Consider the following 15,699-nt stretch of genomic DNA (forward strand, 5'->3'; position numbering starts at 1 on the left):
CGTCGATGTCGATGATCAGGCGCCGGCCGTCGATCAGGCGTTCGACGCGGTGGAACAAATACATCCTGAGCGGCGTGCTGGACGCCGGCGCGGTGCGCGAGGTGAAGGTGCTGCACCAGCGCGACACCGTCGTGTCGCATATCATCCGGCTTGGCCTGCGCTATGTCGGCGAATCCACCGGCGCTCCGCAGTCGCTGATCCTCAAGACTCCCAATTCCGCTTTCGCCGAGACCCTCGCCAATGGCGGCCGGCGCGAGGTGGATTACTACACGCAGCTTGCACCGAAGATGCCGCCGCGACTCGCGCCGCGCTGCTTTGATGGGCATTTCGACGAGCACAGCCCCATTTGGCATCTGCTGCTCGAGGACCTCACTGACAGCCACGAAACTGCGATGGCTTGGCCGGTGCCGCCGTCGCGCGAGCAGACATTCGCCATCGTCGCCGCGCTCGCACGCTGGCATGCAGCCTGGTGGGACCATCCGAGCCTCGGCGACACGGTCGGTACCTGGGCGAGCATGGAGGACAGCGCGCAGCGCATGGAGACCTTCGCCGGCCATTACGATCGTTTTGCCGATCTGCTCGGTGATCGCCTCAGCGAGGAGCGACGGATCCTCTTCCGTCGCCTCATCGATCAGTCGGAGCGGCTGTCCCAGCGTTACCATTCACGCCGTCATCTCAGCGTCACGCATGGCGACGCCCACACCTGGAATTTCCTGCTGCCGCGCGCGGGCGTTGCCGATACCGTGCGCATCTTCGATTTCGATCTTTGGAGTATCAACGTTCCGACCCACGACCTCGCCTATATGATGGCCATGCACTGGTATCCGGAACGACGGCAGGCGCTCGAACGCCCGCTGCTCAATTTCTACCACGATACGTTGATTGAAAGCGGCATCACCGGCTACTCGCGCGGCGCGCTCGATCGCGACTACCGCTGGGCGGTGCTCTGGCAGATCACGAGGCCGGTCTGGCAGTGGAGCATCAACATCCCGCCGCTGATCTGGTGGAACAATCTGGAGCGGGTGTTTGCGGCGGTGGATGATTTGGGGTGCGAGGAGTTGTTGTAGCCCGGCTCTTGTCCCGGGCGCGGTGCAGCGCGTAGCGGTGCGCCGCAGAACCGGGACCCATCGTGCCGGGGGCATGGGCCCCGGCTCAGCAGCACATCACTTGCGTGCTGCGCTGCGGCCGGGGCACGCGAGATCGCCTACTCCATCACCGCATGCTCCGGCCCTGCCGCCTGCTTGCGCAGCGTGGCCTTGGTCGAGCCGATCAACAAGGCGAGCGGGATGGTGCAGAGGATGAAGACCATCACCAGGTGGTAGTCGTGCGCAAACGCGATGATCTGCGCCTGCACGCTGACCATCCTGTCGGCCATGGCGCGGCCGGTGTCGGTGGACAGATTGATCATGCCGCTGACGTCAGGCATCTGAAGTGCATGGTTGAACGGGTTGATGTGCTCGGACAGGATCGCGTAGGTCCGCCGTGTTCCCTGCGTCAGTTGCGCGATGACGACGGAAATGCCGACCGAACTCGCGACGTTGCGCATCAGGGTCAGCATGGCGGTGCCGTCGGTGCGCAGGTCGTTCGACAGCGTCAGGAACGCCACTGTCGAGAGCGGCACGAAGACGAGGCCGAAGCCGAAGCCCTGGATGACACTGACGGTGACGATCTCGGGCACCTGGGTCAGATCGGTCCAGCCGGTCATCTGGAACAGCGAGCCCGCGGTCAGCGTCAGGCCCGCGATGATCAGCGTGCGCGCCTCGAAATAACGCATCATGCGGCCGACCAGCATCATGGCGAAGAAGGTACCGAAGCCGCGGCTCGCCAGCAGCAGGCCGGCGGTGATGATGGGATAGCCGATCACGTTCTGCATGTAAGGCGAGGCCAGCGCCATGGTTGAGAACAGCACGAGCCCCATCACGATCATGAACATGCAGCCGGTGACGAAGTTGCGGTCCCGGAACAGGCCGAAACGGATGAACGGCGTCGAGGTCGTGAAGGAGTGCGCGAGGAAGAAGTAGAACGCGGCCGCCGAGACGATGAATTCCGCCAGGATCTCGTTCGATTCCAGCCAGCCCAACTGCTCGCCGCGGTCGAGCGCGAGCTGAAGCGAGCCGATCGCAACGGCCAGTGCCGCGAAGCCGAACCAGTCGAATCTCAGGCTGAGGTTCTTGTCGGTCTCGTCCATGAACACGATCAGCCCGAGCACGGTGATGGCGCCAAACGGCAGGTTGACGAAGAACACCCAGTGCCAGGAATAGGTCTCGGTCAGCCAGGCGCCGAGCGAGGGCCCCATGATCGGGCCCATCATCACGCCCATGCCCCAGATCGACATCGCCTTGGCGCGCTCCTGGAGCGTGTAATAGTCGAGCATCACCGATTGCGACAGCGGCACCAGGGCCGCGCCGAACACGCCTTGCAGCAGGCGGAACAGCACCATCTGGTTGATGTCTTGCGCGAGGCCGCACAGCACCGAGGCCATGGTGAAGCCGGCCGAGCAGATGATGAAGATGCGCTTGCGGCCGAAGCGGTTGGCGATCCAGCCCACCGGGGCCGTCATGATCGCTGCGGCGACGATGTAGGAGGTCAGCACCCAATTGATCTGGTCTTGCGAAGCCGACAGCGTGCCTTGCATATAGGGCAAAGCGACGTTGGCAATGGTGGTGTCCAGCGCCTGCATGATGGTCGCGGTCATGGCGCAGATCGTCACCATGTTCCGGCGCAGGCCGGGGACCATCAAGCTGGCATTGGGACCGGACATCGGCAGTCCTTGACTCAGTCTTTGTCTTGGTTCGCGGTCGCCGACAGGCCGAGCAGGCCGGCCAGCGAGCGCTGATGGCCGGTGTCGATGGTGGCATAGACGCTCATGCCGGCCTTCAGCTTCCGCACGTATTTGTCGGTCTCGTCGAAATAGATGCGGATCGGCACGCGTTGCACCACCTTGACGAAATTGCCGGTGGCGTTCTGCGGCGGCAGGATCGCAAATTGCGCGCCGGTGCCGGGCGAAAGCGAGCCGATCTTGCCCTTGAAGACGTGGTTCGGGAACGCGTCGACCTCGAGCGTGACGGGCTGTCCTTCGGTCACATAGGTGAGGTCGCTCTCCTTCGGGTTGGCGTCGACCCAGGGGTGTGCGACGTCGATGATCGAAAACACCGGCGTGCCGGCAGCGACGTAGCGGCCGAGCTGGATCTGCTCGACCTGGGTCGCCACGCCATCCATGGGCGCGCGCAGCACGGTGTGGTCGAGGTTGCGCTGGGCATCGTCCAGTTTGGCTTTCGCCTGTGCGTAAGGTGGAAATTGCTCCAGCGGCAACGCGGGGTCGCCGAGCAATTGCGTCTTGGCGTTGGAAAGCTGCTGCTTGATGTATTGCGCCTGCGCGCCGGCAGTCACCAGTGCATTCGAGGCGTTGTCGAGATCGAGCTGCGAGCCGTAATTGTTCTTCACCAGCGCCTGCTTGCGCTCGACGTCGCGCTTCTTCAAATCGATGCCCTGCTGGGCCAGGTCGAGCATGTCGCCATAGATCTTGATGTTGGCGACAAGGTTGTCATAGGTCGTGCGGGCCTGCGCGAGCTGCGCCTTGGCTTCGTCCACCGCGTGGCGAAACGGAACGGGGTCGATCTCGAACAGCTCGTCGCCCCGCTTGACGGACTGGCCTTCCTTCACGATGACTTTCTGGATCTTGCCGGAAATGTCGGGCGTCACCAGCACCTTCTGCGCGCCGACATAGGCATCGTCAGTGCCGACATATCGACCGCCATTGAGATAGAAGGTGAGGCCGCCGATGACGGCGATCACTGGCAGCACGACCAGGAGCAGGAAGCGGCGGTAGCGGCGCAGGCCCGCCACCAGGCGGCGGCGCGGATCGGTGCCCGCTTTCTTGGTGGGTTTGCCGCTGTCGGTCTTCTGCTCGGGTTGGAACTTGAGGACCTGGTCAGCCATAGCGCTGCTCCTTACGTGCTTGTTCCGCGCCGCTGGTCTGGATCGCGGTGCGCACGTTCTCCTTGATGCTTTCGAGCTGAGTGAGGAGGCGATGGGCGTCCGTCGGCGTGATGCCGTCGAGCGCGTTGGCCGTCAGCTCGGACTTCAGGCCGCTCATCCGGCCCAGCAATTGCCGGCCGGCTTTCCTGAGATACAGGCGCTTGACGCGGCGGTCCGAGGCATCGCTGCGGCGCTCGATCCAGTCGTTGTCGCAGAGCTTGTCGATCAGGCGGGTCAGCGTGATCGGCTGCATCTCGAGCAGTTCGGCGAGCTCGGACTGCTTCATGCCCTCGCTGCGCTCGACCTTGGCCAGCACCGCCCATTGGGCGCGGGTGATGCCGAACCGCGACGCCTCCTTGTCGGCGTAGACGCGCAAGAGGCGGTAGAGCTCGCCCAGCGTAAACAGGAAGTTCTGGTCGACAGACCCGCGGCTCATGAGCTTGGTCTCCAATAAGCTTCGCATATGATAAGCAAGCTTATGATTATTTCATGGCGGGTTTGCGCGATGCTGTCCCTCGGCAATGGCATGGCTGACCGCCGCATTGCTGGTCGTGCTTTGGGTTCCGCGGCCGAAATGCTAGAAGGTCGGCTGCATGACCCCTGCTAAATCTGCCTTTCCCGCGCCCGATCACGATCACGGCCGCTGCACCGCGGATGCGCTGGCGCACGCCGAGGAGGTCTGCGAGCAACGCGCGCAGAAATTCACGCCGATACGCCGCCAGGTGCTGGGCGCGCTGCTCTCCAGCCACCGCCCGCTCGGCGCCTATGAGGTGATCGACGAGCTTGCCAAATCCATGTCGCGGCCGGCGCCGATCACGGTCTATCGCGCTCTCGATTTCCTGATGGCCAACGGCCTCGTGCATCGCATCGAAAGCCGCAATGCCTACCTCGCCTGTGCCGCCCACGACCACGACGCGACCTCGGCGGTGGCGTTCCTGATCTGCGAGCGCTGCGGCCTGGTCGGCGAGATCCCGTCCGCATCCTTCGCCGGAAATCTCAATGCCGCGGCACGCAGCTCAGGCTTTGCTCCTAAATTGTCCGTGGTGGAGATCACGGGCGTCTGCACCCATTGTCAGAAAGCTGCATAAAGCAACAACGGCGCAAAGCCGGTTTTTCGGGAAGACATGTCCTCACCACAAGCCAACCAATCCGTCGCGCGTCCCCTCAGTGCCGGCGCCATCGCCCTGATGCTCATGCTGTGCCTGACCTGGGGCTTCAACCAGATCGCGGTGAAGCTGGTGCTGCCGGACATTCCGCCGATGCTCCAGGCCACGATCCGCTCGGCGGGCGCGCTGCCGATGCTGTTCATCATCGGCACGCTTCGCGGCGTCAAATTCTTCGAGAATGACGGCACGTGGAAGCCGGGCCTGGTCGCCGGGCTGATGTTCGGCATCGAATTCGTGCTGATCTTCCAGGGGCTGCGCCTCACCTCTGCCTCTCGCGCGGTGGTGTTCCTCTACACCGCGCCGTTCTTCGTCGCGCTCGGCTCCTATCAGGTGCTCGGCGAGAGGCTTGGCGCCTCGCAATGGCTGGGCCTCGCCATCAGCTTTGCCGGTGTCGCCCTCGCAATCGGCGTGCCGCAGCCCAATGTCGATTCGCATGTTCTGCTCGGCGACCTCATGATCGTCGGCGGCGCCGCGCTGTGGGCGGCGACGACGCTGGTTGCCAAGGGCACGAGGCTGCGGTTCGCCGCGCCCGAGAAGGCGCTTGGCTATCAGGTCGCCATTTCGATCCCGATCCTGGGGTTGGCGGCCTGGCTGTTCGGCGAGACCATCACGCACACGCCGGCGCCGCTGTCGCTCGGCCTGATGGCCTTCCAGGCGATCTGGGTGGTTGGAACTACGTTCACGCTTTGGTTCGCTCTGGTGAAGACCTATTCGGCCAGCAAATTGTCGGCTTTTACCTTCATCACCCCTTTGTTTGGCGTGGTGGGTAGCTATTTCATCATGCACGACACCCTAAGCTTGGCCTTCGGGGCGGCAGCCGTCCTTGTAATTGCTGGGCTTTTTCTGGTTAACCGTCCGAGCCAAACGGCTTCGGCGCCGCGTGATGCATTGCTGAACGTCACCAAAACCTGATATTTGGACCCCATGAACAAGCCCGAAACCACCATCGATTCCGACATCGCGGGGCCCGCACCGCGTCATCGTACCACCCAGGTCAAGGTCGGCGACGTCGCCGTCGGCGGCGGTGCGCCGATCGTCGTGCAGTCGATGACCAACACCGATACCGCCGACATCGACGGTACCATTGCCCAGGTCGCAGCGCTCGCGCGCGCCGGCTCCGAAATGGTTCGCATCACCGTGGACCGTGAGGAGGCCGCTGCCGCCGTCCCGCACATTCGCGACGGTCTCGCCAAGCGCGGCATCACCACGCCGCTGATCGGTGACTTCCACTATATCGGCCACAAGCTGCTCGCGGCCTATCCGGCCTGCGCCGAGGCGCTCGCCAAGTACCGCATCAATCCCGGCAATGTCGGCTTCAAGGACAAGCGCGACACCCAGTTCGCCGACATCATCGAGATCGCCAACAAGAACAACAAGCCGGTCCGCATCGGCGCCAATTGGGGCTCGCTCGACCAGGAGCTCTTGACCAAGCTGATGGACGAGAATGCCGCGTCCGCCAATCCGCGCGACGTGCGCGCGGTGACGCGCGAGGCCATGGTGCAGTCCGCGCTGCTCTCGGCCGCGCGGGCCGAAGAGCTCGGCATGCCCAAGGATCGCATCATCCTCTCCGCAAAGGTCTCGGCGGTGCAGGATCTCATCGCGGTCTATCAGGATCTCGCCAGCCGTTCCGATTACGCGATCCATCTCGGTCTGACTGAAGCCGGCATGGGCTCGAAGGGCATCGTGGCGTCGTCGGCTGCACTCGGCATTCTCTTGCAGCAGGGCATCGGCGACACCATCCGCATCTCGCTGACGCCGGAGCCCGGCGGCGACCGCACCCGCGAGGTGCAGGTCGGCCAGGAACTGCTGCAGACCATGGGCTTCCGCACCTTCGTGCCGCTGGTTGCGGCCTGCCCCGGCTGCGGCCGCACCACCTCGACCACGTTCCAGGAGCTGGCCCGCTCGATCCAGGATTTCATCCGCGACGAGATGCCGGCCTGGAAGACGAAATATCCCGGCGTCGAAGAGCTCAACGTCGCGGTGATGGGCTGCATCGTCAACGGCCCGGGCGAATCCAAGCACGCCAATATCGGCATCTCGCTGCCCGGCACCGGCGAAGCGCCGGCCGCGCCGGTGTTTGTCGACGGCAAGAAGTTCCGCACGCTGCGCGGTCCCACCATCTCCGCCGACTTCAAGGCGCTGGTGATCGACTACATCGACCAGCGCTACGGCCAGGGTGCCAAGGTGCCGGTGACGGCAGCGGAGTAGGCGTCTTCCAAAGACGGAATCGTAAGGCGGGTTCGCGCAGCGTAACCCGCCTTATTTTTGTAGCCCGGATGGAGCGCAGCGAAATCCGGGGGGCTCTCTCAAGCTGACAAACCGTTCCCGGATTGCGCTTCGCTCCATCCGGGCTACGATGTCCCCAATCAAGAACGATCGGGAGACACGCCATGAGCTCACTCGCCGGCAAGCAAGGCCCGCGCTATCGCCACACGGCGGAGGACGGCGCTCCTTACGAGACCATCGCGGTCGAAAAGCTCACGCCCATCATCGGCGCGGAAATCACCGGCGTCGACCTCGGCAGGCTGGTCTCCGATGACGCCCGCTCCAACCAGCAGATGGACGAGATCCACCGCGCGCTCGCCGAAAACCTCGTCATCTTCTTCCGCGACCAGCACATCACGCCGCAGCAGCATCTCGCCTTCGGCCGCAAGTTCGGCGAGCTGCATTTTCATCCCGCCGCGCCGCATGAGGATGAAGACCCGGCCCTGATGAAGATCTACGCCGACAAGAACTCGCCGCGCGCGAACGGCGAGGGTTGGCACTCGGACGTGTCCTGCGATCTCGAGCCGCCGATGGGCTCGATCCTCTACATCAAGCAGTGTCCGCCGCGCGGCGGTGACACGCTGTTCGCCAACATGTACGCGGCTTACGAAGCGCTGTCGGAACGCATGAAGGCCTATCTCGACGGCCTGACCGCGCTGCACGACGGCGAGCCGATCTATCGAGGCCTTTATGCGAACTACGGCGTCGCGGACAGGCCGAGCTATCCGCACGCGGAGCATCCCGTCGTGCGCACCCACCCGGTCACGGGCAAGAAGGCGCTCTACGTCAACCGCGGCTTCACCCGTCACATCAACGGCATTCCGCGCGACGAGAGCGACGCAATGCTGGGCTATCTCTACCAGCACGCGGAGAACCCGCTATTCCAGTGCCGCTTCCGCTGGACCGAGAATGCCATCGCCTTCTGGGACAACCGCTGCACCCAGCACCGCGCAATGTGGGACTACTGGCCGCATACGCGCTCGGGGACGCGGGTGACGGTGAAGGGGGAAAGGCCGATGTGAAATCGGCAACGTCGGAATCGAACGATGCGGTGGAATTTTTCACGATCATGCCCGCCCGGCCAAAAACTGCGCCGTCATCGTCGCCGCCCGTGGACTTCCGGCAACACTCGGCCACAAAATACCGGTCGAAGGCTAGGTTGCTCCATTCCGAGGCAGAAACGTTTCTTATGACGCACACACTGTATTGAAAATCGCGAGGATCAGCCATGCTCCGCGCCGAGGACAACAGATTCCTGACCGAGGCCGGCCCTGGAACGGGCATGGGCGAATTGTTGCGCCGGTTCTGGATTCCCGTGGCTCTCTGCGAAGAACTCCCCGAGCCCGACGGCGAGCCGAAGAAGATCATTGTGCTCGGCGAGGAGCTGCTCGCCTTCCGCGACTCCCGCGGCGTCGTCGGAATCATCGACCAATATTGCCCGCATCGCGGCGCCAATCTCTGGCTTGGGCGCAACGAAGAGTGCGGCATCCGCTGCGTCTATCATGGCTGGAAGTTCGACACCGAAGGTCGCTGCGTCGACATGCCGACCTCCTATCCCGATCTCAACGCCAAGGATCTGATCCGTATCAAATCCTATCCGGTGCGCGAATGGGGCGAGATGATCTGGGCCTATATGGGCCCGCTTGAGACCATGCCCGAGCTGCCCGATCTCGAGATGGCGCTGCTGCCGGAATCGCACCGCTACGTCAGCAAGAAATGGCAGGACTGCAACTGGGTGCAGGCGCTGGAAGGCTCGATCGACACCGCGCATTTCACCTTTGCCCATCTCTCCTTCGACAAGGAGGAGAACGAGATCCTGGACATCAAGAAGCACTTTGTGAATCCGATCGCGCGGATGTCGAGCGATCACATGCGCTGGATCGCCGAGGATCCGCGCCCGGTGATCAAGATCAGTCCGCACGAGGCCGGGCTGACCATTGCCGGCGGCCGGCTGACCGGTGGCGACAACATCTACTGGCGCATCGCGCAGTTCCTGATGCCGTTTCATGCTTATGCGCCGAGCGCGATGCCGGGCGAGAACATCTTCGGCCAGACTTTCGTGCCGGTGACCGACACCAATTGCTGGATCTATACCTATGCCTGGAATCCGGAGCGGCCGCTGACGCAAGGAGAGCGCGACGCCTATGACCGCGGCAACGGCGTGATCGCGGAGGTCGACGACAATTACGTGCCGCTGCGTCACAAGGGCAACGATTATCTGATCGACCGCAAGCTCCAGAAGACCCGAAGCTACACCGGCATCAAGGGCGTCTCCGAGCAGGACGCCGCCGTGCAGGATAGCCAGGGGCCGATCGCCGACCGCACCCGCGAGCATCTCGGGCCGACCGATCTCGGCATCATGCATTTCCGCAAGCTCGTGATGGATCTGGCGCGGGCGCTCCAGCAGGGCGAGCCGCCGCCGCAGGCTGCGCATCAGGACCGCTATGCGGTGCGCTCCGGTGCCTGCGTGACCAGCAAGTCCAAGGACCTGCCCGCAGTAATGTTGGAGCGCTTCGGCGATGTCGCGGGCTTCGTCGGCCGTCCCAGAATCGCGGCAGCGGAGTGACGCTTGGGGCAACCGCGCAGCATCATCGTCGGGCTGGTTGCGTCGATCCTGCTATCGTCGCTTGCGATTGTTGGCAGCAGCGCGGCCGTGACCGCGCGAAAGATTGCAAGACCCAAGGCCAAGCTGCAGGTACCGGCCAGATGTGAGATGCCCAAATTCCGGATCGTCGTGGACGTCGGGCACACCCCGGACTCCTACGGCGCATTGAGCGCGCGCAATGATCCGGAGTTCGGCTTCAACGTCCGGCTCGCAAGACTCATCACGGCGAGACTCAAGTCCGAAGGCTTTGCCGCAACCCGGCTGCTCGTCACGGACGGCAAGGCGCGGCCGAGCCTGTTCAAGCGGGTCAGTGCAGCAAATAACGGCCGGGCCGATCTCTTCCTGTCGATTCACCACGATTCGGTGCCGGACAAGCTGCTCGAGACCTGGGAATTCGATGGGGCGAAGAGCTATTTCAGCGACCGCTTCTCAGGCCACTCGCTGTTCGTGTCGCAGCACAATCCGCACTTTGCCACCAGCCTGATGCTGGCCCGGATGATCGGCCGGCAGCTGAAAGAGCAGGGCCTGCACTATGCCAGCCAATACACCTTGCCGGTGATGGGCCGTTACCGGCGCCAATTGCTCGACAAGGATTTCGGCGTCTACCGTTATGACGGACTCGTGGTTCTCTCGCGGACAAGCAGTGCCGCAGTGCTGCTCGAAGCGGGCTCGATCATCAATCGCGACGAGGAAATGGCGATGAACTCGCCGGAGCGGCATGAGGCGATCGCGGGGGCCGTGGCCGCGGCAATAGGGGAGTTCTGCGCAAGGCAGTCATTTGGCATTTGGCTCGCCATGACGAGGAGGCTACAGCGGCACGCCCCGATACTCCCGGTTCGCCAGGCTCGCCTCCTCCAGATCCAGATCGCGCTCGATCCGCCGCCGCGTCTCGTCGGTGATCTGGCCATCGCGCAGGAGATCGTGGATGAATTTTCGTTCGGCGGCGATCAGGTTGCGGGTCAGCATAGTGCCGGCGGCGGAGACGTCGTGGCGGGTGGGATCGAGCGAATCCGGAAGTTGGTTGACGCGGATCTCGTGACGCGCACGCAGAAGCCGCATCACCTCTTCGGAGACTTCCTTTTCCGCGGTCATTGCGTCGAGCGACCTTAGCGCGGCGTCCAGGGCCTGACGGCGCGCGGCGATCTCGGCTTCGTGCTCGGCGGCATGCTCGTTTCGGCCGGCATCGGCGACGCCGAGCCACCGCACCACCGGCGGCAGCGTCAGGCCGACGCCGATCAGCGTGACGAAGATGACGCCGAAGGCGACGAACAGGATCAGGTCACGATATGGGAACGCCGCGCCATCAGGTAGCGTGAATGGCAGCGCCAGCGCCGCTGCGAGCGACACCGCGCCGCGCACGCCGGTGAAAGCGAGCACGAACGGCCATTGCCAGGGTGGCGACGGATCGCGCTCGCGCAACGATTTGCTGAGCAGCCGCGGCAGATAGGTTGCGGGATAGAGCCAGGCGAAGCGCGCGATCACGACGATCATCAGGACCACGGCGGTCGCGATCAGGATGTCGTCGAGGGGGAACGCCTTCGACTTCTCGTAGAGCGCGCGCATCTGGAAGCCGGTGAGCAGGAACAGCACCCCCTCGATCAGGTAGATCACGAGGTCCCAGAAGAAGATGCCCTGCAGGCGCGTCGCCGACGAGATCAGCAGCGGGCCGTTCCAGCTCACATAAAGGCCGCAGGCGACGGTGGCGATCACGCCGGAGCCGCCGACATGTTCGGGCAGCCAGTAGGACACGTAGGGCGTGATCAGCGACAGCGTCAGCTCGACCTGCGGATCCCCGGACCATTTGCGGAAGCGCAGGGAGAGCCAGCCGACGCCGATGCCAAAGGCGATCTCGCTGGCGACGATGAGGAGGAATTCACCGGCCGCGAGCGGTAGCGAGAAATGCCCGACCATGATCGCCGCCAGCGCGAAGCGGTAGAGGGTCAGCGCGGTGGCGTCGTTGGCGAGTCCTTCGCCCTCGAGAATAACCACGAGCCGCCGCGGCAAGTTGAGCCGGCGCGCGATCGCGAGCGGCGCCACCACGTCGGGGGGCGCGACGATGGCGCCGAGCAGAAAGCCGACGGCCCAGGGCAGGCCGATCAAGTAATGCGTGGCGGCCGCCACCATCGCCGCGGTGAAGATCACTGCGCCGACCGCAAGCAGCACGATGGGGCGCAGATTCTTTCTGAACTCGCGCCAGCTCATGGCGACGCTCGCCGAGTAGATCAGCGGTGGCAGCACCATCAGCAGCACCAGTTCCGGCGGCAATTCCACTGCGGGCATGCCCGGCACGAAGGCGAGGCCGACGCCGGCCAGCATCAGCAGGATGGCGGGGGCGACGTTGAAGCGGCGTGCCGCCAGCGCCACGCCCGCCAATACGGCCAGCAGGATGAGAAAGGTCTGAAACTTCGCTTCCATGATGGCCTGTCTTGACCCGGAAGCGACTGCTGCGTCAATGCGCGCGGCTTACGCCAGCCGCTCAGCCACCGTCCGCCCGATTCGCGCGAAGGCGGCTTCGATCTGCGCTGCCGTCGGCGTGCCGCCTTGGACATAGGCCGCGATAAGGATCGGCGTGTCGGACTTCGGCCAGGCCACCGCGATGTCGCCCGCTGCGTCCTTGCCATTGGAGCCGGTCTTGTCGCCGATCTTCCAACTTGCGGGCAGGCCGCCGCGCAGCCGGTTCGCGCCAGTCTTGCAGTTCACCATCCACTCCGTGAGCAGGGTACGCGAGGCCGGCGTCAGCGCTTCGCCCGTCACCAGACGGCGCAAGTTCCCGGCCATCGCCGCCGGCGTCGTGGTGTCCCGGGGATCTCCGGGTGGGGAGCGATTGAGTTCGGGCTCGTTGTGGTCGAGCCGCGAGGTGGCATCGCCGAACGAGCGCCAGAACGCGGTGAGCGCGGCAGGGCCGCCGATCCGCGCCAGCAGCAGATTGGCGCAGGTGTTGTCGCTGAGCTCGATGATCGCCTTGCACATCTCGGTGACCGACATCGCGCCAGCCGCGAGATTCTGCTTGGCGACCGGCGCATACTCCAGCAGGTCGGCCTGGCCGTAAGGGATCATGGCCGCAAGCTGCTCCTCGTCGCGATCGACCCGTGCGAGCACGCTGGCCGCGAGCGAGGCTTTGAAGGTCGAACACATGACGAAGCGCTCGTCGGCGCGCCAGGTGAGCTTGGCGCCGGTGGCCAGGTTCTCCGCATAGACGCCAATCCGCCCGGCGCTCTCGCGTTCATAGGCTTCGAATTCTGGCGGCGCCTCTGCCGCAAGCGCGGGAGAAGCGGCCATCCAGCCGAGTGAGGCAAGCAGGGAGCGGCGGTCGAGCGGCATGGGGACTTTTCAGATGAGTGGGGGCAGGAAATATAGCGGATGCTGCATCCGCGTCGTCATTGCGAGGAGCGAAGCGACGAAGCAATCCAGTCTGTCTCCTCGGAGGGATTCTGGATTGCTTCGTCGCAAGGGCTCCTCGCAATGACGGGCGAGAATTATGCTCGCAATGACGCAGAATGGGGCGTGACCGCGGCAGATATTGGGCGAACGTCGAGCAGCCGCGTCACTCCCTCAGGTCATACCGATACGATTTCGACACGATCTGCCAGCCGTCGGCGAGCTTCATCGCGACCAGATAATCGGTGAAGAAACGCGGTGGCAGCTGGCACCTGACCTTGATGAAGGCGGTCTTGTCGTCCGAGCGGTCGATGGTGACGATGAAATCCTCGCGCGGCTTGCCTTCCGCCTTGCCGGATGGGCGCTTGCGCACGCGGTCGAGCCAGTCCGGCACGGTCAGCACCTGGAGCTCGCCCTTTTCGACCCAGCGCAAATCCGCGGAGGGATGGAAGATGGCGCCGAGCTTTTCAGCGTCGCCCTCGTAGAGCCCGTCAAAATAGGATTGCACGACGGCTTCGACGCTCGAACGGTTCTGGCTCATGGGTCATCCTTTTGCATGATGGCTTGGGGCGAACTTAGTCGTACGCATCGAAATGCGCTATGGGTGTCTCTCGCCAATTGCGCAGGGACGCTGGGATGACCGGATCAGAAACTTCGAACGCTCGTATCCTGATCGGCGAATGCTATTGCCGCACCGTCCGCTTTGAGGTGGCCGACGCGTTCTCCTATGCGATGAATTGCCACTGTTCGAACTGCCGCCGCACCACCGGCTCCGCCTTCAAGCCGTTCGCCGGTATCCCGCAAGACAAGCTGCGCATTGTCCAGGGTCGGGATCAGCGGATGATCTTCGGCGACGACACCAGCCATGACGCCCATTGTGGGCGATGCGGCTCGCTGCTCTATTCCCGGGTGCGTGACGGAGAATGGGTCCATGTCGCCATGGGAACCCTGGTCGATGCCCCCTCGATCCGGCCAAGCGCCCACATTTTCGTGGCATCGAAGGCGCCCTGGCACGAAATTACGGACAATCTGCCGCAATATCGGAAGCATATCGGTGATGCCTAAGGGAACTCGGTCGACACCAGCTTGGGAGCGAACCGCAGCCGCGCTGGTGCGACAAACAAAGGGGGACTTTCCGAGAGTCGCCGGCGCGGCCTTCGTGACCTCCATCACAAGCGCCGGCGCCAGATCCTGCTAAAGCGGTCCCAAGGGGCTCGAAACGGCCCGAACTTCGGAAGTCGTGTCATGCGCAATCTGCTCAGACTATGCCCGCTTCTCCTCGCCGCAGCGCTGCTGTTCGGCACGGATCCCGCTCTCGCCGGCAGCCGCGTCGCGCTGGTGCTTGCCAACTCGGCCTATCAGCACGCGCCGGCGCTCGCCAACCCCGTCAACGACGGTGCGGTGATGGCGAAGACGCTCAAGGAGGCCGGTTTCGATGTTGTCGATTACCGGCGCGACCTCTCGGCCCTGGATACACGGCGCGTGCTGCGCGACTTTGCCGACGCGACCCGCAGTGCCGATATCGCGGTGGTCTACTATGCCGGTCACGGCATCGAGGTCGAGGGCTCGAATTATCTGATCCCTGTCGACGCCAAGCTCGAGCGCGATACCGACGTTTATGACGAGGCCCTTTCGCTCGACCGCGTCCTGGTCGCGGTCGAGCCGGCAAAGCAGCTTCGTCTGGTGATCCTGGATGCCTGCCGCGACAATCCGTTCGGCAAGAGGATGAAGCGCACGGTGGCCTCGCGCGGCATCGGCCGTGGCCTGGCCCAGGTCGAGCCGACCAGCCCCAACACGCTGATCGCCTATTCGGCAAAGGCCGGCTTCACGGCGCAGGACGGCGACGGCGCCAACAGCCCCTTTACCGTCGCGCTGTCGAAGCATCTGACGACGCCGGGCCTCGACGTCCGCCGCGCCTTCGGCTTCGTGCGCGACGATGTGCTCAAGTCGACCGGTAACAAGCAGGAGCCGTTCGTTTACGGTTCGCTCGGCGGCGAAGACATGCCGCTGGTGCCGGTCAAGGTGGCGGTTGCAGCACCCGTGGCGCCCGTGGCGAACCCGCAGGCCGATATCCGCCGCGACTATGAGCTCGCGCTCCAGGTTGGCAACAAGGCGGCGTGGGATGCTTTCCTCGCCCAGCACCCCGATGGCTTCTATGCGAGCCTTGCCAAGCTCCAGGTCGAGAAGATCGGTGCCGAGCAGGCTCACGCAGCGGCGACCGCGAAGGTGAAGCAGGCCGAGGCCGAGCGTGATCGTCTCGCCGCGCTCGGCGCGCAGAAGGATGCGCAGGCCAAAGCCGCAGCCGAT

15 protein-coding genes and 1 pseudogene are annotated in these 15,699 nt (G+C 64.2%); 9 read left to right on the forward strand and 7 right to left on the reverse strand.

Going from position 1 to position 15,699, the window contains the following annotated elements; genetic code table 11:
- Nucleotides 1–11 precede the first annotated feature (11 nt).
- Nucleotides 12–1,067 carry an ecdysteroid 22-kinase family protein gene (locus tag MOV75_RS08540; protein ID WP_247005370.1) on the forward strand — a complete coding sequence of 352 codons (1,056 nt, stop codon included), beginning with the start codon at nucleotides 12–14 and terminating at the stop codon, nucleotides 1,065–1,067.
- Between the two features lie 137 nt (nucleotides 1,068–1,204).
- Here the strand turns inward: MOV75_RS08540 and MOV75_RS08545 are convergent, their stop codons facing one another.
- Genes MOV75_RS08545 through MOV75_RS08555 form a run of 3 tightly spaced genes read right to left on the reverse strand, consistent with a single transcriptional unit; the run spans nucleotide 1,205 to nucleotide 4,414 of the window.
- Entirely contained in the window at nucleotides 1,205–2,761 is a 1,557-nt protein-coding gene (locus MOV75_RS08545) for an MDR family MFS transporter (protein ID WP_246922836.1), read from the reverse strand.
- A 14-nt stretch (nucleotides 2,762–2,775) separates the two neighbouring features.
- Entirely contained in the window at nucleotides 2,776–3,939 is a 1,164-nt protein-coding gene (locus tag MOV75_RS08550) for an HlyD family secretion protein (RefSeq protein ID WP_246922833.1), read from the reverse strand.
- Nucleotides 3,932–4,414 (reverse strand): MarR family winged helix-turn-helix transcriptional regulator, encoded by a 483-nt coding sequence (locus MOV75_RS08555; protein WP_246922829.1) that lies wholly within the window; start codon nucleotides 4,412–4,414, stop codon nucleotides 3,932–3,934. The genes MOV75_RS08550 and MOV75_RS08555 overlap by 8 nt, the downstream gene beginning before the upstream one ends.
- A gap of 157 nt (nucleotides 4,415–4,571) precedes the next feature.
- On the opposite strand from MOV75_RS08555, the gene MOV75_RS08560 reads away from it, so the two are divergent.
- Nucleotides 4,572–5,066 (forward strand): Fur family transcriptional regulator, encoded by a 495-nt coding sequence (locus MOV75_RS08560; protein WP_246922826.1) that lies wholly within the window; start codon nucleotides 4,572–4,574, stop codon nucleotides 5,064–5,066.
- On the opposite strand, the gene MOV75_RS08565 is transcribed toward MOV75_RS08560, so the two are convergent.
- Nucleotides 5,051–5,290: a hypothetical protein gene (locus MOV75_RS08565; RefSeq protein ID WP_247005381.1), complete on the reverse strand. Its 240-nt coding sequence runs from the start codon at nucleotides 5,288–5,290 to the stop codon at nucleotides 5,051–5,053. The two genes, MOV75_RS08560 and MOV75_RS08565, sit on opposite strands and share 16 nt — an antisense overlap.
- Between MOV75_RS08565 and MOV75_RS08570 the strand changes: the two genes are divergently transcribed.
- The 5 genes and pseudogenes from MOV75_RS08570 to MOV75_RS08590 form a co-directional block, all read left to right on the forward strand.
- Nucleotides 5,172–6,056: a DMT family transporter gene (locus MOV75_RS08570; protein ID WP_247005372.1), complete on the forward strand. Its 885-nt coding sequence runs from the start codon at nucleotides 5,172–5,174 to the stop codon at nucleotides 6,054–6,056. The genes MOV75_RS08565 and MOV75_RS08570 overlap by 119 nt on opposite strands.
- Nucleotides 6,057–6,068: 12 nt before the next feature.
- Nucleotides 6,069–7,352 (forward strand): flavodoxin-dependent (E)-4-hydroxy-3-methylbut-2-enyl-diphosphate synthase, encoded by a 1,284-nt coding sequence (gene ispG / locus MOV75_RS08575; RefSeq protein WP_246922820.1) that lies wholly within the window; start codon nucleotides 6,069–6,071, stop codon nucleotides 7,350–7,352.
- Between the two features lie 182 nt (nucleotides 7,353–7,534).
- The gene (locus tag MOV75_RS08580) at nucleotides 7,535–8,431 is read left to right on the forward strand and encodes a TauD/TfdA family dioxygenase (protein ID WP_246922818.1); all 897 of its coding nucleotides are present in this window, start codon (nucleotides 7,535–7,537) and stop codon (nucleotides 8,429–8,431) included.
- A gap of 206 nt (nucleotides 8,432–8,637) precedes the next feature.
- Nucleotides 8,638–9,975: a Rieske 2Fe-2S domain-containing protein gene (locus MOV75_RS08585; RefSeq protein WP_246922815.1), complete on the forward strand. Its 1,338-nt coding sequence runs from the start codon at nucleotides 8,638–8,640 to the stop codon at nucleotides 9,973–9,975.
- A 3-nt stretch (nucleotides 9,976–9,978) separates the two neighbouring features.
- Nucleotides 9,979–10,788: pseudogene (locus MOV75_RS08590) on the forward strand (N-acetylmuramoyl-L-alanine amidase); the annotation flags it as partial.
- A 33-nt stretch (nucleotides 10,789–10,821) separates the two neighbouring features.
- On the opposite strand, the gene MOV75_RS08595 reads toward MOV75_RS08590, so the two are convergent.
- The 3 genes from MOV75_RS08595 to MOV75_RS08605 all read right to left on the reverse strand — a co-directional run bounded on the left by MOV75_RS08595 (nucleotide 10,822) and on the right by MOV75_RS08605 (nucleotide 13,933).
- Nucleotides 10,822–12,429 carry a Na+/H+ antiporter gene (locus MOV75_RS08595; RefSeq protein WP_246922809.1) on the reverse strand — a complete coding sequence of 536 codons (1,608 nt, stop codon included), beginning with the start codon at nucleotides 12,427–12,429 and terminating at the stop codon, nucleotides 10,822–10,824.
- A gap of 48 nt (nucleotides 12,430–12,477) precedes the next feature.
- Nucleotides 12,478–13,335 carry a class A beta-lactamase gene (gene bla, locus MOV75_RS08600; protein WP_246922806.1) on the reverse strand — a complete coding sequence of 286 codons (858 nt, stop codon included), beginning with the start codon at nucleotides 13,333–13,335 and terminating at the stop codon, nucleotides 12,478–12,480.
- Nucleotides 13,336–13,558: 223 nt separating this feature from the next.
- Complete coding sequence (locus MOV75_RS08605) at nucleotides 13,559–13,933, reverse strand: nuclear transport factor 2 family protein (RefSeq protein WP_007598116.1); 375 nt, start codon at nucleotides 13,931–13,933, stop codon at nucleotides 13,559–13,561.
- A 95-nt stretch (nucleotides 13,934–14,028) separates the two neighbouring features.
- Between MOV75_RS08605 and MOV75_RS08610 the strand changes: the two genes are divergently transcribed.
- Together MOV75_RS08610 and MOV75_RS08615 are read left to right on the forward strand one after the other, a co-directional pair.
- A complete protein-coding gene (locus MOV75_RS08610; protein ID WP_247005366.1) occupies nucleotides 14,029–14,457 on the forward strand; it encodes a GFA family protein in 429 nt (142 codons plus the stop codon).
- A 180-nt stretch (nucleotides 14,458–14,637) separates the two neighbouring features.
- Nucleotides 14,638–15,699 (forward strand): caspase family protein (locus MOV75_RS08615; RefSeq protein WP_247005368.1); only part of this gene is annotated, 1,062 nt, incomplete at its 3' end.

Source organism: Bradyrhizobium sp. PRIMUS42 (assembly GCF_023006515.1).
Taxonomy (GTDB): domain Bacteria; phylum Pseudomonadota; class Alphaproteobacteria; order Rhizobiales; family Xanthobacteraceae; genus Bradyrhizobium.